This window comes from Amycolatopsis sp. NBC_00348 (genome assembly GCF_036114655.1).
Lineage (GTDB): Bacteria > Actinomycetota > Actinomycetes > Mycobacteriales > Pseudonocardiaceae > Amycolatopsis.
Map to the genome: position 1 here is coordinate 7,204,750 of NZ_CP107994.1, position 22,499 is coordinate 7,227,248.

Sequence of the window (22,499 nt, forward strand, 5' to 3'; positions counted from 1 at the left end):
CGACTCCATTCGGAAAGGACACAAAAGCCGGCGGCGCGGATTTCCGTGGCCGGGACGCCAGCGATGTCGGTCTGCTTGCTTTCCGCGTTACGAGAGTGGAGAGAGCGACAGGCAATGCGTTACCGGCTCGTTGTCATCACCATGATCGCCAGCGGTCCGGCCTGCTCTCACTCGAAACAAGACGATCGGAATCTGGACAGAAAGTGGACAGGACGGCCGGTCGCGGTTCCGGAAAATCTTGTAACGTTTCGCAGCCGGGAATCGAACGTGGAAACGAACATTCTTTCCGGTTCCCGCTCACCCACCGGACGCCGAGGCGGAGGCATGGTGAAAACTCCCGGGTATCGCACTCGGACTTGCGCGCTCCTGCTGGTTTTCTCCGGCGGCGCCGTCGCCTGCCTGCTGGGAGCCGGATCGCCGACGCAGCCGGTGGAATCCGCCACCGCCGGCGCGCTCGCGGCGCCGAGCCGGCCGTCCGGCGACTGCGCCGATCTCCTCTCGGGCCTGACCACGCGGGAGCGAGTCGCCCAGCTGATCATGGCCGGGGCGGACCCGGGACAGGAGCGGGCGACCGCCGGTCTCGTCCGGGATGAGCACGTCGGAGCGATCTTCATCGGGGGCACTTCGACGAGGCTGCTGACCGGAGGCCGCCTCGCCGCGATCAGCGCGATGGCCGGGATCCCGCTGCTGACCGCCGTGGACGAGGAAGGCGGCCGGGTCCAGCGGATCGACGACCTCGACGGCGCAACACCGAGCGCGCGCACCCTGGCCGCCACCAGCAGCCCGGATCAAGCCCGCGCACTCGGCTACAGCCGAGGCCGTCAGCTCCTGGATCGCGGGGTGACCATGGACCTCGCCCCTGTCGCCGACGTCAGCGACGCGCCTGCGAAGAGCGTGATCGGTGACCGCTCGTTCAGCGTTGATCCGGCTGTCGTGACCCGCTACGCCGGTGCGTTCGCCGACGGGCTGCGCGCGGCCGGCGTCACCCCCGTGCTCAAGCACTTTCCAGGACACGGCAACGCATCCGGCGACTCACACCGTCTGCTTCCGCGCACACCGCCACTAACCGTACTGGAAAGCCACGACCTGAAGCCCTACGAGATGCTCCTGCCGGCCGGCGCACCGGCCGTGATGATGGGACATCTCGACGTCCCCGGCCTGACCGGCGGACTGCCGGCGTCGCTCAGCGCGGCGGCGTACGAGTTGCTTCGTGGCAAATACCGGTTCGACGGAGTCGCCATGACCGACGACCTCGGCGCGATGCGGGCGATAACCGACCGGTTCGGTCTGGCCGAGGCCGCGACCCGCGCACTCGTCGCGGGCGCGGACCTCGTTCTCTGGTCGTCGCCCGAGCCCGTTTCACCGGTACTCGACCGGCTGGAGCACGCCGTCGCCGCCGGCGAACTGCCCCAGAGCCGGTTGGGCGAAGCCCTCAGCCGGGTGGTCCACCTCAAGACCGGGTGCACACCATGACCGAATCCACGGCGAACGGCTTGCCCGAAGAGCAACGATGTGTTCTGGTGCTCATGGCGCGCTACGACGACCACGTCATCGCCCGCCGCCTGGGAATCAGCGTCACCACCGTCCGGCGGCGCATCAAGGCGGTCTACGCGTTGCTGGGTGTGGACAACCGGTTCGCCGCCGGGGTCGCGGTCGCCAAGCGAGGCTGGCTTTGAACCTCACGCCGGGCTCGCCCGTCAGGCTGTCTTCTCGTCCTCGTCGTCATCCTCGTCCAGCCACGGCATCCGCTCGATCAGCCGGTCCACGAGGCACTTCACTTCCGCCTCCCCGAACCCGTGCGGAAGGTGCAGAGCTTGCCGCTGAGCCAGGTGCGCCAGTGCGTCGGGCAGATTCCGGTCGGTGAGCTGCCGACGGGCGCCCACGAGCACCGGAACGACCTCGGCGCCCGCGGCCGTCGCTTCCTCGATCTCCCGCCGGACCCAGTCCTGGGGATCATCGAGCGCGCGACCGCTCGCTCCCCGGTGGTCCTCCCAGCCGAGGCCGAACAGCACGAGGAGCGCACGACACGTGCGCACCTTGTCGATCAGCTCACCCGGGAAGACCTGCCCGGGCGGGATCGACCGGTTGTCCCGGAAGACCTTCTGGTCTCCCCAGCGGAGCGCGAGCTGGTTGTGCAACAGAAACGCTGCCTCGCCGCACTCACCTTTGCGGTAGTTGATGAAGGCCTTGACGCGGGACCGTCTCGGTGAGTCCATCTGCACGCCGTGAGCACCGAGCACGGCGCCGAGCCAGGCCGCCCGCTCCACCCCGCCGAGTTCGCCGGACTGCCAGTCCACGACCTCTACTGGAGGGTCGTCCCGTTCGAAGAGCACCATCGTCTCCGCCGGCAGGTCCACGGTGGACTGCCAGACGATCCCGTCGGCCCAGGGCGCCTGCTCGCGCAGCCACCGGGCCCACTCCCTGGTCGGACCGTACTGCGTTTCGGTCAACAGCCAGCGGTCCTGCCCGATCGCGGCCAGGTCTTCGCCGGAAACCAGGCGAACGAGTGACAGGTCCCGTGTGACCCGCAGTGCCGACAGCCGCTTCCGCTCGACCGCCCGCCGCAGGAGGAACCGGCGGCCGTCGGAGTCGAAGACCAGGTCCGGCAGGAAACGCTCCAGCACGGCGGTCCGGTCGGCGGGCGAGACGTACATCTGACCACGTTCCGCTGGTGCCACGGCGTCGAACCGGCCGCCCCCGAAGACCGACCGCACCGGCGGGTCGGCCGCCACGGCCTCGGTGTGGTTCGGGTGGACGCGCCAGAGCACCGTCCCGGCGGCGAGGCGGTGGCGTGCGGGCTCTCTGGGAAGCTCGGCCGGCGGCCGGCGCGACGGCACGGGATCACCCGTCCACAGCGGCGGTCGCGGCCGCGACGAGGCCGGGTTCGACGACGTTGTCGGACAGCAACGTGACGGGTACCGCGTCGAGCCAGATGTTCCCGCTGACCCACCAGTCCGCGACCGCCCACGGATCGTCATCCGCGCCGAGCACGCGGTTGACCTCGAGGACCACGGAACGAGGCCGGAGATCGGCGTCGAACTGGAAGTCCGGCACGGACACCGAACCGTCGGGCCGTGGCAGCCGGATCAGGTCGCGGACGTCCGGATCGGCTCCCCGGCGACGGAGTTCGGTGGCTGTCGTCACCTGCTGGATGCCGAGGATTCGCTCGCGCGGGTCGTCCGCGGCCGGCAGCCCCAGGGCGAGGCGAACCAGGAAGAGCGCCACCACGGGAGCTTGACGAACCTCCGCGTACCGCTCCTCGTTCAACGCTTCGTAGATCGGTTCACCGGGCTCGTACCAGGGCAACACCAACGTCGCGATGTCGGAGGCCAGCTGATCGCGGTTCTCCTCGACGCTCGTCGCGAACGCACCCAGCAACGAGCGCAGCTTCGTCGCGTCCGCAGCGCCCAGGCGCGCCAGGACGTGCTCGAGCTGCCTCGTGATCTCGATGATCCCGTTGTGGTACGCCAATTCCGGCCTCCTCTAGCCCCATGTCTACGCCGGCGCTCTCGAGTGCGCCAGGATCGGGGGGTGACAACTTGTTGCCACCCCTCACGACTCACCCGGCGCGTAGTGTCGGACGAGGAGCGGAGGTGCGCGTGGCCGACGATGAAGACGAGGATTTCTTCGGTCGCGAACCGGATCCCGCCGACCTCCGGCGACTGCTGGCATCCCTCGATCCAGGCGACGAGACCGGGCTGCACATCAGGCTTCTGCTCACCCGGCTGCTTCCGGAGGACGAGTTCGACGAAGCCATCAGACACGGCGAAGTGGCGATGGCCGGGGCCCGCGACGATCCCGCGCTGCGCTTCGAGCTCCACACCGAACTCCCGTTCCGGTACGAGGAGCGCTGGGAGGCGAACGGTGACCCCGCCGATCTCACCCGGGCGATCGATCACCTCAGCGAGATCGCGCCGTTCCTCGAATGGGCACCCCTGCTCACCATGCTCGGCCGGCTGCTGCTCACCCGCAACGAGGACGAGCGGTCCCAGGACGACGTCGAGGCGGCGGTCAAGTGGCTGCGGATCGCCCGGGCCAAGCCCGGCGCCGATCACGCGACGCAGGCATTCCTCGGCATCGGGCTGGAGCTGCACGACGAGGGCGAACGGGAAGCGTTGCCCCTGCTGCGAGACGTGCTCCAGAGCGAGGAGCTCGCTCAGCCGTTGCTCGACCTGGTGACCCACCGCCTCTCGCGCCTGCATTTCAACCAGCACGTCACGAGCCCCGCGAGCCTGGCCAAGCTCTCGGAGCTGGACACCGCCATCGCGCACGCACGCAGTGGTGATCTGGACGCCTCGGACCAGGCCTTCGACCTCGCTCACATGCTCAGCCTGCGCTTCGCGATGTCCTCGGACGACCAGGACCGCCTCGATGCGATCGGCACCCTGGAACGCGTACTGGCCGACGGGCCGTCCGAATCCGGGGCGGAGCTGTGCGCCGAAGAACTGAGCGAGCTCTACGTGACGTTCTGCCGGGACGGTGAACCGCAAGAAGTGGCCGTGGCCATCGGCAAGCTCGAAGCGCTGAAGGACCGGATGCGGGACGAAAGCCTGCTTGTGCGGCTCGCCTTGGCGGAGGCCTACAGCCTGCGCCGCTCCCGGCCGCAGAACGACGTCGGACGGCTGATCGAACTGCTGGACAAGCTGCCGATCACCGAGCAGTTCGTCCAGTCGTGGCGAGCGCTCGCCCGCGCGGAGCTGGCACTTGACGAGCCGTGCGCCGACGACGAGACGGCCCGGGTGGCGGAGCGGATGTGGGCGGCCGCGCGGGCGGACGTGGCGGACCACAAGACGTTGCTGACCCTGCTCGTGGCGGGCGCCCACGTCCTCGCTCGACGCCACGGGCTGCGCGCCTTCGGCTGGTCGCCGCTGGGCGCGATGGCTGACTTCGACGCAGTCACCGGCACCCGCGAACTGGCTCTCCTGCGCGGCTGGCATGAAGCACTGCCCGCCGGAACGGCGGGCCGCGAGGAACTCCGGGCGTCGGTCGTGTTGTTCCGATCGCACCTGCGCGGCCAGGTTCCGGGCCCGGACGCGACCGAAGAACTGGAAGAACAGCAAGTGATCATCGAGGAGTTGTCCGGGGCTGCCGCCCGCTTGCGATCGGACGATCCGCTGCGGTTGCCTCTGCGCCTTCAACTAGCACTGCAGCGCATGAACCGCACGGCCGTGCTGGGTGATCCTCCCGGGCTCGAGAAAGTCTTGAGAAGCTTGGAAAAGCTGCTGACCGATTGTCCCGCCGGTCATCCGCTGAACCCGCTCACCAAGATCCTTCTCGGGACAGCGCTGCTCCACCGGCACAACCAGTTCGAGCAGCCGGTCGACCTCCACGGAGTCCGGGAGCTGCTGCTGACCGCCGACCCGGGAAACCAGCTCGATGAACCGATCTGGGCGCTTGCGCGCTTCGCGCTCGCTCGCACCGAAGTCCTGCTCGGCGCCGAGAACCGCGACCACGACATGGTCAACAGCGGTGTCCTCCGGCACCAGGAGATGCTCGATCGGCTCCCGCTCGGCGACAGTGTCCGCCACGACGCCGTCTGCGGCCTCGCGTGGAGCCTGCTCATGCGCTACCTGACGGTCGGGGACGCGGCGGACCTCCGTGCGGCCGCCGAGCACCTGCGGGACGTGGGCGGCAGGCCACGGTCCGCGAACGCCCTGTACGAGCTCCACGACCTCGAGAAGCTGGAAACGATGATCGGTCTCCTCGGCGGCACCGGCCCCGTGCGGCACGATGAGATCGACCTCGGCAAGCTGTTGTCGGACGACGTTGCTGCTGCCGCCGCCTCGCTGATCAAGCTTCGCGAGTTCACCGCAGGTTTCGGTCCCTACCCGGCCGCCTTCGGCGTGTTCTTGGACCTCCTCGAGAACACCAGAACGGGGAACCAGCCAGGTATCCTCGACGCGGCGCAGAAGCTCAGGGCCGTGGCAGGCGAGGATGCCGTCGAATGGCAGACCGGCGTCGTCATGACCACGATGGCGAGCCTGGCGTGCCTGACGGTCTACCGGGTGAGCGGTGATCCGGCCGCACTCGATGACGCGATCGCCCTGGTGGAAAAGAGCCTCGCTGACGGGCTGCTCGATCTTCCGGTCGCACTCGGCAGGATCGAGCCCCTGATCGAGGCGTGGTGGCTTCGGGGTACCGAGGCCGATCTCGAGGCCGCTGTCACCACTGGTTGCCTGGTCCTCCGGAGGTACGCGCGGCAGATCCTGATCCAGCGCGACCTCACGGAGTGCGCCTCGCTCGCCGCGTCGGCGGCCGCGACAGCGGTCGACTGGGCCCGGCGCTGCCTCGAGCGGGACCGGCCGCAACCCGCGTTCGCGATGCTCGAGATCGGCCGCACTCTGCGCCTGCACGCCGCCACGAACCTGCCCGCGGTCCTGCGTGAACGCGTCACGCCCACGATCACGCGGGCCGTTCCGGCGAACGCCCTCACCGGCGCCGAGATGTCGGCGATCGCCGGAGGCCGAGTCGCCATCCCCGACGACCTGCGCCGGCGTGCCCTTGATTCGAGCGCCCCGGAGGACGTCGGCCAGTGGCCACCTCAGCCGATCGCCGGCGAGGTAGCAGGTGTACTGCGAGAACTGGGACTCGACTTCCTCGTCTACCTGGTGCCGGGTGGGAACAACACCGCCGGGTACGCCGTCCACCTTTCGCGTACCGGCGAGCTGGGGCGCCTCGAACTACCGGACCTCGGGCCGCCGGAACAAGCCCCGACGGACATCGACGCCTCCTGTGAGTGGGCATGGCGAACGACCATGGGCCGGCTGAGCGAGCACCTTTCCGATGCGCGCCGCATCGCGCTCATCCCGTGCGGAAGCCTCGACCGCATTCCCTGGCACGCGGCCCGCGAGCCCGGCGGAGGGCAGTTTCTCCCCGAGCGGCTCCAAGTGACCTACGCGGCGTCCGCCCACCAGCTCGGCGAAGTGGCTCGCCGTCCGGTGCTCCCGGCCGAGGCCGGTATGACCTTTGTGGCGGATGGGAAAGACGCCGGAATCGGCGGACAGGAGGCGCGCTACCTCGCGGGTCTCCACCCGCAGGGCCGGTTCTTCGGCCACAGCTCCTGGCCCGGAGCGGTTGCCGTTTCCCGTGAGGTCCTGATCGACGTGCTGCTGGGCGATCGTCGTCCGGCGGTACTCCACCTGGCCTGCCACGCGGTGGCGGAGCCCGACCCGGTCAACGCCCGCATCGGCACCGGCGAGGCGGCGATGTCGGTCCTGGAACTGCTGAACCCGGCTGTCCCGCGCTCCGAACGGACACCGGGCGGGCTGGTGGTGACCGCGGCTTGCGAGACCGATCTCGGCGGTGACTCCGACGAGGGGCTTTCCATTGCCACCGCATTGCTCGCCACCGGCGCATCGTCGGTGATCGGTACAAAATGGCGGGTCTCGACCCACCAGACGGCTGTGCTGATGTGCTACTTCCACCACGAGCTGCAGCTCGGCCGCAGTCCGTCGGAGGCGCTGCTCGCAATGCAGCTCTGGGCCATCGATCCCCACCGGCCTCCGCTGGCGGGGCTGCCCATCGAACTCACCGTGACCGCGACCTCCGCGGCGCTGTCCGATCCCCGGTACTGGGCCGCGTTCACCCATCACGGCCGTTGATGTCTCGTCACCGCCCGATCACGGTCAGACCGTCGGCCACCACGACGCCGTTGTGGAGGACCGTGCGGTCCTTTGCTCGGTCCATCACCGCGCTTGTCGGGGTTTCGCCGTCCACCAGGATCAGGTCTGCTCGGTCTCCCACTGCCAGGCCCGGGCGGTCGTCGAGACCCGCCAAGCGCGGGACGTCGTGGCTCATGATCGATGCTCCGCCCATCGTGGCGATCGCCAAAGCCAGCTCGATGTGCTCGTCTCGGCGGAAGCCTCGGGTGAAGGCCAGTTGCCAGGTTCGGTCCAGTAGGTCGCAGTTGCCGTAGGGGCTCCAGTAATCCCGCTGGCCGTCCTCGCCCAGGCCGATGCGGACGCCCGAGGCGACCAGGTCCAGCAGGGGTAGCTGGCCGGCGGCGGAAGGGGCGACTGTGGTCATCGCTATGTCGAGTGAAGCGAAGTCGTCGATCACCCTGCGGCTCACCGACTCCGAGATCGAGCCCAGGTCGTACGCGTGGGACATCGTCACCTTGCCGCGCATGTCCAGCGCCCGGACTCGGTCGATCACCAGGTCCGTCGAGAACAGGCCCAGGTGGCCCGGCTCGTGCAGGTGGATGTCGATCTCGGCCTGGTGCTTCTCGGCCAGGGCGAAGACCGCGTCCAGGTGTCCTTTCGGGTCGCGGTCCAGCGTGCACGGGTCGATTCCGCCGATGACTGTTGCTCCGGAGCGCATTGCTGCGTCCAGGAGGTCCAGCGTGCCCGGCTCGCGGAGGATGCCCGCCTGGGCGAACGCCATTACCTGGACCTCGGCTTGAGTGGCGTACTTCTCGCGGGCGGCCAGGACTGCGTCCAGCTTCTCCAGGCGGCAGTCGACGTCTACCTGGGCGTAGCTGCGGACTCGGGTCGTACCCAACCCGATCATCCGCTCCAAGGTTCCGGCCACGCGCTCCGGCAGTGGCACCTCAGCCGAACGCCAGTTGAGACGGTCGTTCGTCATCATCGCGACCACTCCCGGGCCGCCCGTGTGGGGGCGGAACGGGAGGCCGATGCGCGTCGAATCCAGGTGGACGTGGACGTCGCTGAACGACGGGAACAGCAGGCGGCCTCGGCCCTCGAGCGAAGGAGACGCAGAAGGAGAGTGCGGGCGGATTGCCGTGATCCGGTCGCCGTCCAGTTCGACGTCGCTGCGCTCGCCGCCCCAGGGGCGGACGTCACTGATCAACATCGGAGACACGTTACTTGCCCAGCGCGTCCACGCCGGCCTGGGCGAACGTCTCGTCCTGGGCGCCCGACGGCGCTCCCGCGACGCCCACCGCCGCGATCGGGGTGGCGCCCGCGGTCACCGGGACCGCGCCGGCCAGGAACAGGGTGCCTTCGATGTCCTTCAACGTCGGGGTCTGCTGCAGGCGGCCCACCAGCTCGGACGTCTTCGCGTTCCACGAGACCGCCGTGAACGCCTTCTGCTGCGCCGAGCTGTAGGACTGCGGGCCCGCGCCGTCGCCGCGCAGGGTCAGGACCGTGTTGCCGTCGCGGTCCACCACCGCCACCGACACGTGCTGGCCGGCCTTGGTCGCGGCGTTCAGTGCGGCCTGGGCGGCCTTCTGCGCGGAGGCGATCGTCAGGTGTGACGTCTGGACGACGCCGGTGGCCGGAGCCGCGGTGGCCGACACCGCGCCGACCGTGGTGATGGCGAGCGCGGCGACAGCGGCGGCGATGCGGGTGCGGGTCGAGATCATGGTGCGCTCCTCGGGATCGTGGGGTTCGATGGCTCCAGCTTCAGCCCGCCAAGGGGTCGACGCGGTCGATGCGTCGGCGACGTTTCCCGCGTCGACCGGCCGACGTCCGGGTCAGCCGATCGGCTGATGCGCGGGCACCGGACCCGGTTGACGCTGAGAGCGGAGGGGAGTGAACATGACGACAGCCGACTCGGACGCGCGGTGGCTCGCCGCCGTCATGCACTCGGCGTTCTTGCTGCTGGTGCTCGCCTCCGCGGTCCGGTTCCTGACGCGCCACGACGGCACCCCGCTGGCGCCCTGGGTGATCGCGCTGACCGCGGCCCTCGTCGTCGCGTACGGCGTCGGGCTGCTGAAGCCCGGCCTCGTCTGGCTGATCGTCATCCTGGTGTTCTGGGTGGTGCTGGTCGTGCTCGCGCCCAGCTTCGCGTGGTCGGCGATCCCGCTGTTCGTCACCGGTCTGCGCACGCTGCCGACCGGCCCGGCCGTCGCCCTGGTCGCCGTGGTCACCGCGCTCGTGGTCGTCTCGCAGAACCGGCTGGCCGACGGCTTCGACCCGAACCTGACCATCGTGCCGATCGCCATCGCCCTGGTCACGACCGCGGTGATCACCTTCATGCGGCGGCAAACCGAGCGGCTGCGCGAGTCCGAACGAAACGCCGGGGTCCTGGCCGAGCGGCACCGGGTGTCCCGCGAGATCCATGACGCCCTCGCCCAGGGCCTGTCCAGCCAGGCGATGCTGCTGCAGGCCGCCGACCAGGCCTGGGCCCGGCCCGAGCTGGCGCGCGAGCACCTGCGTTCCGCGCTGCGCGTCGGCGCCGGCAACCTGTCGGAAGCGCGCCGGCTCGTGCAGGACCTCGCGCCCGCCGATCTCGCCGACGCCACGCTCGAAGACGCGCTCCACGCCGTCGCCGACCGGCAGACGCAGGCCGGGCTGCCCGCCGAGGTCCGCGTCGACGGCGCCGAGCGGCCGTTGCCCGAGCGCGTTCAGTCCGCTTTGGTCCGCATCGCCCAGGGCGCGCTGGCCAACGCGCTCGAGCACGCGGGAGCCGGCCGCGCCGTGGTCACCCTCACCTACCTCGACGACCAGGTCGTGCTCGACGTCGCCGACGACGGACGGGGTTTCCGTGTGACAAAAACAGAACCCGGCGAACGCGGTCACGGCCTGCCGGCCATGCGGGCCCGGGCGCAGCAGCTCGGTGGCCGTCTGACCGTCGAGTCCGCCCCCGGCCAAGGCACTGTGATCTCGGCTGCGATCCCGTTGGAGACTGCCCCATGAGTATTCGCGTGCTGGTGTGCGACGACCACGCCGTCGTGCGGGCCGGGCTGCGCGCACTGCTGGCGGGCGCGGACGGCATCGAGGTCGTCGCGGAGACGGCGAGCGGGGAGGAGGCCGTCGCGACCGCGGCCACCGTGCGCCCGGACGTCGTCCTGATGGATCTGCAGCTGGGCGCCGGTATCGACGGGATCGAGGCGACGCGGCGGATCCTCGCCGATCCCGGCGCGCCCCGGATCCTGGTCCTGACGACGTATGACACTGACGCGGACATCACCCGCGCCATCGCCGCGGGCGCCACCGGGTACCTGCTGAAAGCCGGGTCCGCCAACGAGCTGTACGCGGCGATCGAGGCGGCCGCGGCCGGCCGAACCGCGGTTTCCCCGCCGGTCGCCGACCGGATGATGGCGCAGCTGCGCACGCCACGGCCGTCGCTCACCGATCGCGAGCGGGACATCCTCCGCCAGCTCGCGCAGGGGCTGGGCAACCGAGAGATCGCCCGTGCGCTGTTCATCAGCGAGGCCACGGTCAAGACCCACCTGAGCCGGATCTACGGCAAGCTCGCCGTCGACACCCGGGCCGGCGCCGTCGCGGTGGCGAAGGAACAACGGCTGCTGGACTGACCGATCACGGCTCGTCGTCCCACCTCGCGCCGTATGCAAGCCCCGGCGTCAGTCCCCGGAACCGCAGGTGGACCTCCCCCGCCGAATCGACCGCGTGACGGCCGCCGCTGTAGGCCGGGTCTGAGACGTCTCGCTGGAATGCGCCCTCCAGGGTGCGGACCTCGCGTGGGTGCTCCAGTCCGAAGCGGACGCGCAGGTCGAACGAGTCGCACAGGTGCCGGGGTACGCACACCATGTACGGCCTCAGCGCCGCCGCGGACGGCAGGCGGAACAGGGCCGCGACTTCCCACGACTCGCCCCGGGCCAGCGGGCGGGGCAGCTCCAGGCCGTAGCCCCAGCGGTCGCTCGCCTCCATCCCGCGGTCCACCAGCGTGCCGCCGTACAGCACCGTCACCGTCAGGTCCTGACGGCCGGCGGGCAACGACACCGCCAGGTCCAGCGAACGCAAGCCGTCCTGGTCGGCGACGATCCGGCGTTGCTCCAGGATCTCCGGCTGCGGCTGGTCGAGGACCATCGCCACCGTCAGCGACGTCGAGTGCCAGCGGTCGGCCGGGGACGCGGCCGGCGCGGCCGAAGCTCCGGTGGCCAGCTCGGCCAGCAGCTCGATGGCCTCGTCCACGCGACGGCGGACCGTCCGCGGGTCGCGGTCGACGCGCATCGCCGCCCACTTCACCCGGTCCTGGTACAGCGGCTGGCGGGCCTCCGCGCAGATCGCGAAGGCCGCCAACGCCGCCAGCCGCAGGTCCTCCGGCAGGTGCTCGGCCAGCTCGGACAGGCGGCCGGCCACCTTCTGGCGGACCGTCGCCAGGCCGTCCTCGTCGGTCACTTCGCAGGCCGACCGCAGCACCGGGCCCACCCGCTCCTCCAGCCTGCCCAGCAAGCCGCGCCCCTTGCGCAGGGTCTTGAGCTCCTGGACCAGTTCTGCGCGCCCTCTCACAGCCGGTCTCCTTCAGTGCGTTTCCATGACGTCTCCTTTCTGGACAGGATGCGACCGGCCGGTGGACGGGAAGTCGACAGAACGTGCATCACCGAGGCGATCAACGCCGTGCCCACGCGGACGCCGTCGCGGCCGAAGTACGTGCGGAACGTGCCGATCCGGCCGAGCGCGTCCTCGTCCGCGTCGCCGACGCCGAACGCCACCACCCGGGGCCGGCGCGCCCACGCCGGGTCGGTCAGCGAAGCGAACGCCGCCGGCCAGGTCACCGGGTCCGTCGGCTGGCCGTCGGACAGGAAGAACACCACCGGGCGGTGCACCTGCAGCCGGTGCTTCTCCAGCCCGCCGACGTCCCCGTCGATGGCCTCGCGCAGGAACGTGAACGCCGGCCCGAAGTTGGTGCCGGCGCCCGCCCGCGGCGCGGGCAGCTCGGCGAGGTCGTCCATCGGGAGCAGCGGCTGCACCACGTGCGGGGTCTCCCCGAACCCGATCACGCTGCAGAGGATCCGGCCGGTGACCGACGCGTCGGCGTCCACGGCGCCGCGGAACTCCCGCAGCCCGGTGTTCAGCTCGTCGAGGTGATCCGCCATCGAAAGCGACACATCGCAAGCGACGTAGCACGGCAACACGTCGGACCCCATACCGGTTTCTCCCTCACGCCCCTGGTTCACCGGCGCAGCCTGGCAAGGGCGTGTGTATCGAACGTGCAGGAAATGCGGATTTTCGAAACCCTTTCGGCCGATTGCGCGATGTCATTTGCGGACAGCAAGCTGGCGCCGGGGAGGCCGCGTGGAGTTTCGGATGCTCGGCCCGCTCGAGGCGTGGCACGACGGCGCCCCGGTGCAGCTGGGTGACCAGCAGCAACGGTTCGTCCTCGTCGTGCTGCTCCTGAACGCGAACAAGCCGGTGACGCCCGCGCGCCTCGCGGAGATCGTCTGGGCCGGCCGGGAAGCCAAGCCCACCATGGTGCGCGGCTACATCAAGCGGCTGCGCGACGTCGTGCAGGACACCGACGTGACCATCGAGACGACCCCGACCGGCTACCTGCTGCGGATCGGTGACGCGCAGCTCGACACCGTCCGGTTCGACCGGCTGCGGACGGAGGCCGCCGAGGTCCGGACGCGTGATCCGCGCCGGGCCGTCGAGCTGCTGCGCGAGGCCGCCGGCCTCTGGCGCGGGGCGTTCCTCGAGGACATCGACATCGACCGCGTCGGCGGGCCGGAGGTGGTCTTCCCGGAGGAGAGCCTGCCCGACACCGTCGGCGACCTGGCCGAGCTGGAGCTGGAAACCGGGGACCACCGCTCGGCGCGCGACCGGCTGCGGCCGCTCGTCCGCTCCGACCCGGCCGGCCAGATGCACGCCGAGCTGCTCATGCGCGCCCTGATCGCCGGCGGCGACCGGGTGGGCGCGCTGCGCGTCTTCAACGGCACTCGCGCCGCCCTCGCCGAGCTGCGCATGGAACCGGGTCCGGTGCTGCGCAACCTCGCCGCGCGGGCGGAGCACGGCGAACCGCCCAGCTCGCTGCCGTCGCGGCCCGGCGGGTTCACCGGCCGGGCCACGGAACTCGCCACGATCGAGACGGCGGCCGCGACCGGGCGGCGCGCGGTCTGGGTGAGCGGCGCGCCCGGCGTCGGCAAGACCGGGCTGGCCGTCGAGGCGGCCCACCGGCTCCGCGACCGGTTCCCCGACGGGCAGCTCCTCGCGCGCCTGAACGGGTTCACCCTCGGCGTCGACCCGACGAGCGTCGGCGACGCGCTCACCGAACTGCTCGTCGAGCTCGGCGTCCCGGCCGAGCAGATCCCGGCCACCGTCGGCCGGAAAGCCACGCTCTACCAGACGACGCTCTGGGGCACGCGCACGCTGATCGTGCTGGACAACGCCGCGTCGCCGGAGCAGATCCGGCCGCTGCTGCCCGAGGCGGACGGCTGCCTGGTCGTCGTCACCAGCCGCCGGATGGGCGACGCCGACACCGGCGACTCCGTCCGGCTTTCGCCGTTGGCGCCCGAAGAAGCCGTCGACCTGTTCCACGCGCTGACCGAGCCGCCGCGGGTGCGCGGCCGGGCGGCGGCGGTGGCCGAGGTCGTCAAGCGGTGCGGGTTCCTGCCGATGCCGGTCCGGGTGGCGGCCGCGCTGTTCCGGCGGCACGAGCGGTGGCCGCTGGAACACCTGCTCCACCTGCTCGAAGAGAGCGGGCCGTGGGGTGAGGAAGACGGCATCGCCGCCGTCCGGGTGTCGTTCCAGCAGCTCGGCGAGCCGCAGCGGGCGATGTTCACGCTGCTGGGCAGCCTGCCCGGGCCGGAGGTCGACGTCACCGGCGGCGCGGCACTGGCCGGTTGCGACGTCGGCGAAGCGCGGTCACTGCTCGACGACCTGCACGAGGTCAGCCTGCTGGAGGAGGCCGCGCCCGAGCGGTACCTGATGCTCGACCCGCTCAAGGAGTTCGCCGGTGCGGAACCGGCGCCGCGGCAAGCTCTCGTGCGGCTGCTCGACTTCTACCTGGTGACGCTGGCGGCCGCGGTCGGCGCCGCGTACCCGTTCGACAAGGCCCAGCTGCCCGCGACCGACCGGTCTTCCGCGGTGACGCCGGCCTTCGCCGACACCGGCGCGGGGCTGCGGTGGATCGTCGCCGAGCGCGACAACCTCGTGGCCGCCATCCGGTACGCCGCCAAGCACGACCTGCCCGAGCACACGTGGCGGCTGGCCGTGTTGCTGTGGCGCTACTTCAACACGACCAACCAGTTCGAGGACTGGATCGGCACGCTCGAGCTGGCCTGGGAGACCGTCGCCGCCGACCCGGGCAACGACTACGGCCAGGCGCACGTGCTGCTCCGGCTGGCGACCGCGCACGACCGGCGCGGGCAGCTGTCCGAAGCGCTCGAACTCGCGGCCCGGGCGTTGCCGAAGTGGCGCCGCCTCGGCGACCCGCGCGGCGAAGCGGCGACGTTGTGCGCGCTCGCGATCCCGACGATGGAGCTGGGCAAGCACGACCAGGCGATCGCCCACCTCGAAGCGGCGCGGGAGAAGTACGAACAGACCGAGGACCGGCGGGGCGAGGCCCACGCGTTGAGCATGCTCGGTTACCTCAACGAGCTGCACGGCAACTTCGCCGTCGCCATGGAGCAGAACGCGGCGGCCGCGCGGATGCTGCGCGAAATCGGCCACATCCAGGGCGTCGCGCACACGCTGAACAACCTCGGGGCCGCGCAGGAGAAGCTCGGCCTGCTCACCGAGGCGCTGGCCAGCTACACCGAGGCGCACGGGCACGCCGCCGAGGTCGGCGACCACGTCGTCGAGGCGTACGCGCTGAACAACATCGGCAACGTGCACCGCCAGCAGGGCCGCTTCCCCCAAGCCGTGCGCTACCACGACAAGGCGCGCGAGGTGGCGGCGAACGCGCCCGACGCCGACCTGCAGACCCAGCTCTACCTGGACCGCGGCGCGACCGCCCTAGCCCAGGGCGCCCACCGCGACGCGCTCACTGCCGGCAAGGCGGCGCTGGACCTGGCCGACGGCCACGGGAACCGTACGTACGAGGCCCGCGCCCACCACGACATCGCGAAGACGCTGCACGCGATGGGCGACCACGAAAACGCCGTCACGCACTGGAAAGCAGCCGAGCACGGGTTCGCCGAGCTCGACCTGCCGGACGTCGAGCGGGTGCGCGAGGAACGCGCGAAACTGGAGTGCGTCTGCCGCCGGCCGTGATATTCGACGGCGCTGTTTCGCCGCCCGTCACCGGACCGGTCACGAACCGATCGTGACCGGCCCGGCGCACCTCAACCGTGCCAGGGGTTGCCGTCGGTGCCCGCGGGCGGCGGGGTGGTGGTGCTGGTGGGCGGCGGGGGCGGGGTCCCGCCGTCGTCGCCGTCCGCGAACGCCGAGGTGGAACCGATCAGCGGGGACGCCGCGATGATGCAGAACGCGAGCACCGGGCCGCCGATTCTGGCCAGCTTCTTGGGCAAAGACATGACGAATCCTCCTTGGGAAAGGTGTTTGATCTGGGCTTTCTGCGGTATTTCCGCGCCCTGCGATCAGGATTCGTCACGCACGAATTCACAACAAGGAGTTGCCTGTTGACTAACGAAGCAGGAAACAGGAAACAGGCGAAGTCATCAGGCGCGACGGCCCGCGACAATCGACGCGCCGGTAACCAGCAGGACACTCACCGCGACGAGTACGACGGCCGTCGTGGTGACGTTCAGCAGGGAGCCGAGGATCGCCACGCCCAGGACCGCGCCCGTCTGGCGGGCGGCGTTCAACGCTCCGCCCGCGATGCCCGCCAGCTCTCGCGGCGCAGAGCCGACTACCGCGGTCAGCAGTGACGGGATGGCCAGTGAGACCCCGAAACCCAGCAACACCAACGCCACTACCGAAAGAGCAGGTGCGAGCGCCTGGAGCAGCGTGCCGGCCGACATCAGGAGGAAGCCCGACACCGCCGGGATCCGGGGGCCGATCCGGGCCACGAGACGGCCGGTGAAGATCGGGTTGAACGCCGTCGGAATCGTCAGTGGGAGGAACGCCAAGCCCGTCGACGACGGTGAATAGCCCCGGGTTTTCTGGAAATACAGCGACAGCACGAACAGAACACCTGACAATGCGAAATTCACCATCGCGCCCGCCAGCAGGTTCCGGGAAATGAGGCGGGACGGGAGCATCGCGTCCGGGCGGCGTTGGGATATCACGAACACCGCCGCGGCCGATGCGGACGGCAACAATACCCACCAATTCCGCTCGACCAAGGCGTACGTCAGGGTCGACAACGCGATCACCGCGGACACCTGGCCGGTCAGGTCGGTGTGGCGGGGTTTGGGTGGGGTTGCCGGGGCCTTGCGGGACAGGGCCAGGGCGATCAGCGCCACCGGGACGTTCACCACGAAGATCGCCCGCCAGCCGAACGTCTCCGTCAGCAGGCCGCCCAGCAGGGGGCCCGCCACCAGGCCGGTTCCGCTCACCGCCGCCCACACGCCCATGGCCTTCGCGCGAGAGGCGGGTTCCGGGTAGGCGACCGCGATCAGGGACAGCGACGACGGCACCAGCAGGGCGCCGGCGATGCCGAGCACGGCGCGTAAAGCGATCAACATCGGGACGGAAACCGACAGAGCCGAGAGTAGAGAGAGCAGCGCGAACGAGAGCAGGCCCAGAAAGAAGATCCGGCGGGCGCCGTAGCGGTCGGACCACGCTCCCGCCGTCAGGAGGAACGCCGCGAACGTCAACGTGTAGCCGTTCGAGATCCACTGCTGGCCGGACAGCGATGGGGCTAGGGCCGGGAGCGCGACCGTGACGATCGTGGTGTCCAGCATGACCAGGAAGTAGCCCAGCGAGAGGCCGGTGAGGAGTCTTGGCACGGCTTCGAGCCTGGACGCTCCGTGACGTCGGCGGAAGCAGGGAGTTACGATGGCCGGTATCGGGAACTCCGATGGGGGACACCATGGAACTGCGCCACCTGCGCACTTTCCGCGTCGTCGCGCGGACGCTCAACTTCACCCGGGCCGCCGGTGAGCTGCACTACGCGCAGTCCAGCGTCACCGAGCAAGTCCAGGCCCTCGAAGGCGAACTCGGGACGCCGTTGTTCGAGCGCGGCCGGCGGTTGGCGCTCACCGCGGCCGGGGAACGGCTGGTGGGGTACGCCGATCGGGTGCTCGCGCTCGTCGAGGAGGCCAAGGCCGCCGTCGACGACGAACGTGGTGAACCCGAGGGCGAGCTGACGATCGGGGCGCTCGAAACCCTCTGCGCGCACCGGGTTCCGGGGATGTTCAAGGAGTACCGGCAGCGGTGGCCGCGGGTGCGGGTCTCGGTTCGGGAAGGCGGGCGCGGCGAGCTGTACGCGGCCGTCCGGGAGTCCGAAATGGACGTTTGCTTCACGTTCGGGGACGCGCCCGCCGATCCCGCTTTCGCCAGCGAGGTGCTCGGCACGGAACCGCTCGTCGTGATCGTGCCCGACGGTCATCCCCTGGCGGCCAAGGCGGAGATCCGGCCCGGCGATCTGCACGGCGTCGGGTTCCTTGCCACGCAACGAGGCTGCGGCTTCCGGGAGATGCTGGACCGGATCGACGGGCCCGTCATCGAGGCCGAGGTCGGGAGCCTGGCCGCGTTGTGCCGGTGCGTCGCGCAGGGGCTGGGGTGCGGGATCGTGCCCGGGATCGTCGAGCACGCCGGCGCGACGGCGATTCCGCTGGCCGGCGCGGAAACCAGCGTCACCATGACCTGGCGGCGGCGGGACGAACGCAAGCCGAGCATCGCCGCGCTGCTCGCCGTCGCGCGGAACCGGTGAACGTCGGGTGTCCGCCACTCGCCGACAACGCTGTCAGTGACGATGCTCGGTTACTGCGCGAAGCGGCCGGTTGAGGGCTTCTCAAACGCCCATCGAGGTGGAAAGGTGCTCACCGGACCGAGGACGTGACCAAAGGTCCGCTTCTGACAACGTTGTCATCTCCTGGGAGGTGCGCCCATGTGGTCGCAGAGCAGACGGTTGGCCGCCGCGGTGGCCGCGGGGGTGGTGGTCGTCGGCCTGGCCCCCGCCGTGGCGCAAGCCGCGCCGGCGCCCGCCGATCCGGTGTCGCTGGTGAACCCGTTCGTCGGCACGCAGAACTTCGGCAACACCTTCCCCGGCGCGAGCGCGCCGTTCGGCATGGTGCAGGTCAGCCCGGACACCGGCGGGCAGGGTGGCTACGACTACCTGCAGAACGCGATCTACGGCTTCAGCCAGACGCACCTGTCCGGCGTCGGCTGCGGCGTGATGGGCGAGCTGCCGATCATGCCGACCACGGGCGCCGTCGACAACGTTGACAAAGACGCCTACAAGTCCACCTACAGCCACGACGACGAGCACGCCGAGCCCGGCTACTACCGCGTCGGCCTGCAGAAGTACGGCGTGAACGCGGAGCTGACGGCGACCGCGCGCACCGGCTGGCAGCGCTACACCTTCCCGTCGACCGGCCAGGCGAACGTCCTGTTCAACACCGGCCAGGCCAACCAGTCCGTCAAGGACTCCGAGATCCACGTCGTCGGCGACCGGACCCTCGAAGGCCGCGTGCGTGCCGGCGGGTTCTGCGCCGGGCACGACGAGCACACCGTCTACTTCACCGCCACCTTCGACCGGCCGTTCAGCTCCTACGGCACCTGGCGCGGCTCGACGCGCACGCCCGCGAGCCGCGACGCCGCGGGCACCGGCGGCAACGGCGCCTGGGCGAGCTTCGACGCCACCACCGACCACGACGTCGTCCTCAAGGTCGGGCTGTCCTACACCGGGCTCGACGGCGCGCGGAAGAACCTCACGGCCGAGACGAACGACAGCTACGACTTCGACGCCACGAAGACCGCGCTGCACCAGCAGTGGGCCGACCGGCTCGGCGCGATCAAGATCGGCGGCGGCACCACCGAGCGGCAGACGGCGTTCTACACCGCGCTCTACCACTCGCAGCTGCACCCGAACCTCGCCGGCGACACCGACGGCACGTACACCGGCTTCGACGCCAAGGTGCACACGGCCGCCGGCTACACGCCGTACCAGAACTTCTCGCTGTGGGACACCTACCGGCCCCAGAACCAGCTGCTCGAAATGCTCGAACCGCAGGTCGCGCGGGACGTCGCGCTGTCGGTCGTCGCCATCGGCCGGGACGGCGGCTGGCTGCCGCGCTGGGCGCTGGCCGAGAGCGAAACGAACATCATGACCGGCGACCCGGTGACGCCGTTCCTCGTCGAGGCGTGGTCGAAGGGCCTGCTCGCCGGACACGAAGAAGAGGCGTACGCGCTGCTCAAGAAGAACGCGACGAGCACGCCGCCCGCCGACTCGCCGTACAACGGACGTTCCGGCGTCGACTACTACAACGACCGCGGTTACATCCCGAGCGGGCTGACGCTCGGCACGGACTGCGCGGCCAAGGGCGGCGACAACGACTGCGAGCACCCGGCGTCGGCGACCATGGAGTACTCGGCGGCCGACGCGGCACTCTCGTTGATGGCGAAGGGACTGAACCACCAGGCCGACGCGCGGATGTTCGCCGACCGCGGCCAGTGGTACAAGAACCTCTGGGACTCCTCGACGCAGGCGTTCCGCCCGCGCACCACCGAAGGCACGTTCCTCACGCCGTACAACCCGGTCGACGCCGACCACCAGTTCCACGAAGGCGGCGCCTACCAGTACCAGTGGCTCGTGCCGCAGGACCCGGCCGGGCTCGTCTCGCTGATGGGCGGCAAGCCCGCGACGGAGAAGCGGCTCGACTCGTTCTTCGTCTACAACAAGCTGCTCACGGACCCCGCGGGGACCGCGCGCAACGACTGGATCGCCAGCCCGTACGACTACTACGGCAAGCCGACGTACAACCCGAACAACGAGCCCGACCTGCTCGCGCCGTACATGTACAACTGGGTCGGCGCGCCGGCGAAGACCGCGACCGTCGTCCGCGCGGCGATGACGCTGTTCACCACCGGCCCGGACGGCATGACCGGCAACGACGACCTCGGCACCATGTCCGCGTGGTACGTCTTCTCGTCGCTCGGGCTGTACCCGACGATGAGCGGCGCGAACTTCCTCGCCGTGTCGAGCCCGCAGTTCGAGTCGGCGACCGTCCGGATCGGTCAGTACGGGCGGTCGCAGGGCGGCACGCTCACGGTGAACGCGCCGGGTGCGAGCGACACCAACCGGTACGTCCAGAGCGTGTCGCTCAACGGCCGCGACGTCCGGCAGACGTCGCTGGACTGGTCCGCCCTGGCCCACGGCGGCACGCTGAACCACAAGCTCGGCTCGAAGCCGTCTTCGTGGGGGACTTCGGCCGGCGCCCAGCCGCCGTCGGTGAACAACGCCGTCGGTGACCTGCGGCGGCACGTCGACGCGTCGCTGCGGCAGACGTCCGTGGTGATCCCGGCCGGCGCGGCGCAGCAGGTGCACCTCGACCTGGACGTCGTCGCGCAGAACCCGCTGCTGCAGCCGGTGACCGTGACGGCGACCGCGCCGGCCGGGTGGAAGACGAAGGTTCAGCCGATCCAGGTGATCTGGTCCGGACGGCTCCCGACGTCGAAGACGGTGCCGATCACGGTGACGGTGCCCGCGGGCACCGCCGCCGGGACGTACCCGGTGCAGGTCAAGGCGGCCGGGCTGGGCGCGAACACGGTGACTCGCTCGGTGTCGATCGAGGTCCGGACGCCGTCGGCGTGCGCTTCCGCCGGGACGCAGTGCGCGGTCGACCTCGGCCGCGACTACAACCACGACGGCACGGCGACGGTCGCGGCGTCGTCCGAGGGCAACTTCGACGGCGGCGGCTGGAGCTACGACGCCGCGCTGCTGCCGGCGGCCGGGTCGGTGACCTGGGACGGCGTCACGTACGCGGCACCGGACGCGTCGGGGACCGCGGCGAACTTCGTCGAGGCGCGGGGCCAGTCGCTGCTGCTCCCGGCCGGGCCGCACGCGGCGCTGCGGCTGGTCGGGTCGTCGCACAACGGCCCGGTGACGACCACGCTGACCGCGCACTACACGGACGGCACGAGCGCCGACCTCGCCGCGACGTTCGGCGACTGGGCGGGATCGGGCAGCCCGGTGGTGCTGGACATGCCGCACCGGATCAAGGCGGGCAGCGGCGTCGACGGGCCGGCGGTACGGCTGTTCGGCATCTCGGCGGCGCTGGACGGCGGGAAGACCCTGCAGTCGGTGAGCCTGCCGAACGACCCGCGGGTGGAGATCTACGCGCTCACCCTGGCGTGAGCGCTCGTTGAAAGCCGTGAAGGCCTCCTTGCCGGCTCTTATGGCCGGTAAGGAGGCCTTCACGGCTTTTCGGTCGGGGCGGCGAGGTGCCGTCAGGACGGCCGGACCTCCGGGGCCTGGGGCGCGCGGTCGAGCTTGCGGAACTCGACCCACTGGCGGCTGACGTCCGACCAGGTTGCCTGGTGCCGGTCGAAGAACTCCTGCAGGCGCTCGCGGCTCAGCTCGGCCGTCGGGGTCGCGACGATGTAGTAGTCCATGTCGTCCCGCAGCCGGTTCAGGCTGTAGCGGGTCTCCTCCATCAGCACCCAGCGCGAGCGCCAGTTGAAGAACGTCTCGAGCCCGCCGAGCACCGTGACCAACGCGACCATCGGCAACGCGATCGACGCTCGCGCCGGGATCTCCTGAATGCCCAGGACCACGGTCGACGCGGCGGTGAGCACGAGCGCGCTCACCCGCACGATCGACGCGCGCTGCCGAAAGCGGCGCTTGCGGACGTCGGCCCAGTCCATGTCGGCCGAGACCAGGTCGCGGAAGCCCAGCAGCGTCTCGCGCAGCGGGCGGTCCGCCTCGCGACCGGCGACTTCGAGGAACCCGCGTTCGGAGTCGAGGTGGTGGTCGGGCCGTTCGGACTGGGGCGCCATCCGGCCAGA

Annotated in this window: 17 protein-coding genes; 8 read left to right on the forward strand and 9 right to left on the reverse strand. The window is 70.5% G+C overall.

Features of this window, described 5'->3' with window-relative positions; all coding sequences use genetic code 11:
- The first annotated feature begins 114 nt into the window (after window positions 1-114).
- Window positions 115-1,473 carry a glycoside hydrolase family 3 N-terminal domain-containing protein gene (locus OHS58_RS31485; RefSeq protein ID WP_328644919.1) on the forward strand — a complete coding sequence of 453 codons (1,359 nt, stop codon included), beginning with the start codon at window positions 115-117 and terminating at the stop codon, window positions 1,471-1,473.
- The gene (locus tag OHS58_RS31490) at window positions 1,470-1,676 is read left to right on the forward strand and encodes a hypothetical protein (protein WP_247058164.1); all 207 of its coding nucleotides are present in this window, start codon (window positions 1,470-1,472) and stop codon (window positions 1,674-1,676) included. Before OHS58_RS31485 ends, OHS58_RS31490 begins: the two co-directional genes overlap by 4 nt.
- A gap of 21 nt (window positions 1,677-1,697) precedes the next feature.
- Here the strand turns inward: OHS58_RS31490 and OHS58_RS31495 are convergent, their stop codons facing one another.
- Both OHS58_RS31495 and OHS58_RS31500 read right to left on the reverse strand, forming a co-directional pair.
- Entirely contained in the window at window positions 1,698-2,837 is a 1,140-nt protein-coding gene (locus tag OHS58_RS31495) for an RES family NAD+ phosphorylase (RefSeq protein ID WP_328644920.1), read from the reverse strand.
- Window positions 2,838-2,841: 4 nt separating this feature from the next.
- Window positions 2,842-3,471 (reverse strand): hypothetical protein, encoded by a 630-nt coding sequence (locus tag OHS58_RS31500; RefSeq protein WP_328644921.1) that lies wholly within the window; start codon window positions 3,469-3,471, stop codon window positions 2,842-2,844.
- Window positions 3,472-3,599: 128 nt separating this feature from the next.
- Here OHS58_RS31500 and OHS58_RS31505 point away from each other — a divergent pair, with 128 nt between their 5' ends.
- Complete coding sequence (locus OHS58_RS31505) at window positions 3,600-7,601, forward strand: CHAT domain-containing protein (protein ID WP_328644922.1); 4,002 nt, start codon at window positions 3,600-3,602, stop codon at window positions 7,599-7,601.
- Between the two features lie 7 nt (window positions 7,602-7,608).
- Here the strand turns inward: OHS58_RS31505 and OHS58_RS31510 are convergent, their stop codons facing one another.
- Both OHS58_RS31510 and OHS58_RS31515 read right to left on the reverse strand, forming a co-directional pair.
- Window positions 7,609-8,811 carry an amidohydrolase family protein gene (locus OHS58_RS31510; RefSeq protein WP_328644923.1) on the reverse strand — a complete coding sequence of 401 codons (1,203 nt, stop codon included), beginning with the start codon at window positions 8,809-8,811 and terminating at the stop codon, window positions 7,609-7,611.
- A 10-nt stretch (window positions 8,812-8,821) separates the two neighbouring features.
- Window positions 8,822-9,322 (reverse strand): GlcG/HbpS family heme-binding protein, encoded by a 501-nt coding sequence (locus OHS58_RS31515; RefSeq protein ID WP_326944570.1) that lies wholly within the window; start codon window positions 9,320-9,322, stop codon window positions 8,822-8,824.
- 175 nt (window positions 9,323-9,497) lie between these two features.
- On the opposite strand from OHS58_RS31515, the gene OHS58_RS31520 reads away from it, so the two are divergent.
- A complete protein-coding gene (locus OHS58_RS31520) occupies window positions 9,498-10,598 on the forward strand; it encodes a sensor histidine kinase (protein ID WP_328644924.1) in 1,101 nt (366 codons plus the stop codon).
- Window positions 10,595-11,218: a response regulator transcription factor gene (locus OHS58_RS31525; RefSeq protein ID WP_326944572.1), complete on the forward strand. Its 624-nt coding sequence runs from the start codon at window positions 10,595-10,597 to the stop codon at window positions 11,216-11,218. The genes OHS58_RS31520 and OHS58_RS31525 overlap by 4 nt, the downstream gene beginning before the upstream one ends.
- A gap of 4 nt (window positions 11,219-11,222) precedes the next feature.
- Here the strand turns inward: OHS58_RS31525 and OHS58_RS31530 are convergent, their stop codons facing one another.
- Both OHS58_RS31530 and OHS58_RS31535 read right to left on the reverse strand, forming a co-directional pair.
- Entirely contained in the window at window positions 11,223-12,155 is a 933-nt protein-coding gene (locus OHS58_RS31530; protein ID WP_328644925.1) for a hypothetical protein, read from the reverse strand.
- On the reverse strand, window positions 12,152-12,742 hold the full coding sequence (locus tag OHS58_RS31535; protein WP_326957511.1) for a vWA domain-containing protein: 591 nt from the start codon (window positions 12,740-12,742) through the stop codon (window positions 12,152-12,154). The genes OHS58_RS31530 and OHS58_RS31535 overlap by 4 nt, the downstream gene beginning before the upstream one ends.
- Window positions 12,743-12,941: 199 nt before the next feature.
- On the opposite strand from OHS58_RS31535, the gene OHS58_RS31540 reads away from it, so the two are divergent.
- Window positions 12,942-15,857, forward strand: a complete 2,916-nt coding sequence (locus tag OHS58_RS31540) for an AfsR/SARP family transcriptional regulator (RefSeq protein WP_328644926.1) — start codon at window positions 12,942-12,944, stop codon at window positions 15,855-15,857.
- A gap of 71 nt (window positions 15,858-15,928) precedes the next feature.
- On the opposite strand, the gene OHS58_RS31545 is transcribed toward OHS58_RS31540, so the two are convergent.
- Window positions 15,929-16,120 (reverse strand): hypothetical protein, encoded by a 192-nt coding sequence (locus tag OHS58_RS31545; RefSeq protein WP_328644927.1) that lies wholly within the window; start codon window positions 16,118-16,120, stop codon window positions 15,929-15,931.
- Window positions 16,121-16,264: 144 nt separating this feature from the next.
- Complete coding sequence (locus tag OHS58_RS31550) at window positions 16,265-17,497, reverse strand: MFS transporter (RefSeq protein ID WP_328644928.1); 1,233 nt, start codon at window positions 17,495-17,497, stop codon at window positions 16,265-16,267.
- 71 nt (window positions 17,498-17,568) lie between these two features.
- Here OHS58_RS31550 and OHS58_RS31555 point away from each other — a divergent pair, with 71 nt between their 5' ends.
- Both OHS58_RS31555 and OHS58_RS31560 read left to right on the forward strand, forming a co-directional pair.
- Window positions 17,569-18,423, forward strand: a complete 855-nt coding sequence (locus tag OHS58_RS31555) for a LysR family transcriptional regulator (protein WP_328644929.1) — start codon at window positions 17,569-17,571, stop codon at window positions 18,421-18,423.
- Window positions 18,424-18,600: 177 nt separating this feature from the next.
- A complete protein-coding gene (locus OHS58_RS31560) occupies window positions 18,601-21,849 on the forward strand; it encodes a GH92 family glycosyl hydrolase (RefSeq protein WP_328644930.1) in 3,249 nt (1,082 codons plus the stop codon).
- 92 nt (window positions 21,850-21,941) lie between these two features.
- Here OHS58_RS31560 and OHS58_RS31565 read toward each other — a convergent pair whose 3' ends face one another.
- Window positions 21,942-22,490, reverse strand: coding sequence for a DUF4231 domain-containing protein (locus tag OHS58_RS31565; protein ID WP_328644931.1), 549 nt, complete (start codon window positions 22,488-22,490; stop codon window positions 21,942-21,944).
- Window positions 22,491-22,499 lie beyond the last annotated feature (9 nt).

Excerpts from the sequence above, each read along its gene's own strand:
- OHS58_RS31565 (WP_328644931.1), bottom strand. The coding sequence starts at position 22,490 with ATGGCGCCCCAGTCCGAACGGCCCGACCACCACCTCGACTCCGAACGC.
- OHS58_RS31555 (WP_328644929.1), top strand. The coding sequence starts at position 17,569 with ATGGGGGACACCATGGAACTGCGCCACCTGCGCACTTTCCGCGTCGTC.
- OHS58_RS31510 (WP_328644923.1), bottom strand. The coding sequence starts at position 8,811 with ATGTTGATCAGTGACGTCCGCCCCTGGGGCGGCGAGCGCAGCGACGTC.
- OHS58_RS31485 (WP_328644919.1), top strand. The coding sequence starts at position 115 with ATGCGTTACCGGCTCGTTGTCATCACCATGATCGCCAGCGGTCCGGCC.
- OHS58_RS31560 (WP_328644930.1), top strand. The coding sequence starts at position 18,601 with ATGTGGTCGCAGAGCAGACGGTTGGCCGCCGCGGTGGCCGCGGGGGTG.
- OHS58_RS31515 (WP_326944570.1), bottom strand. The coding sequence starts at position 9,322 with ATGATCTCGACCCGCACCCGCATCGCCGCCGCTGTCGCCGCGCTCGCC.
- OHS58_RS31545 (WP_328644927.1), bottom strand. The coding sequence starts at position 16,120 with ATGTCTTTGCCCAAGAAGCTGGCCAGAATCGGCGGCCCGGTGCTCGCG.
- OHS58_RS31520 (WP_328644924.1), top strand. The coding sequence starts at position 9,498 with ATGACGACAGCCGACTCGGACGCGCGGTGGCTCGCCGCCGTCATGCAC.
- OHS58_RS31535 (WP_326957511.1), bottom strand. The coding sequence starts at position 12,742 with ATGGCGGATCACCTCGACGAGCTGAACACCGGGCTGCGGGAGTTCCGC.
- OHS58_RS31525 (WP_326944572.1), top strand. The coding sequence starts at position 10,595 with ATGAGTATTCGCGTGCTGGTGTGCGACGACCACGCCGTCGTGCGGGCC.
- OHS58_RS31490 (WP_247058164.1), top strand. The coding sequence starts at position 1,470 with ATGACCGAATCCACGGCGAACGGCTTGCCCGAAGAGCAACGATGTGTT.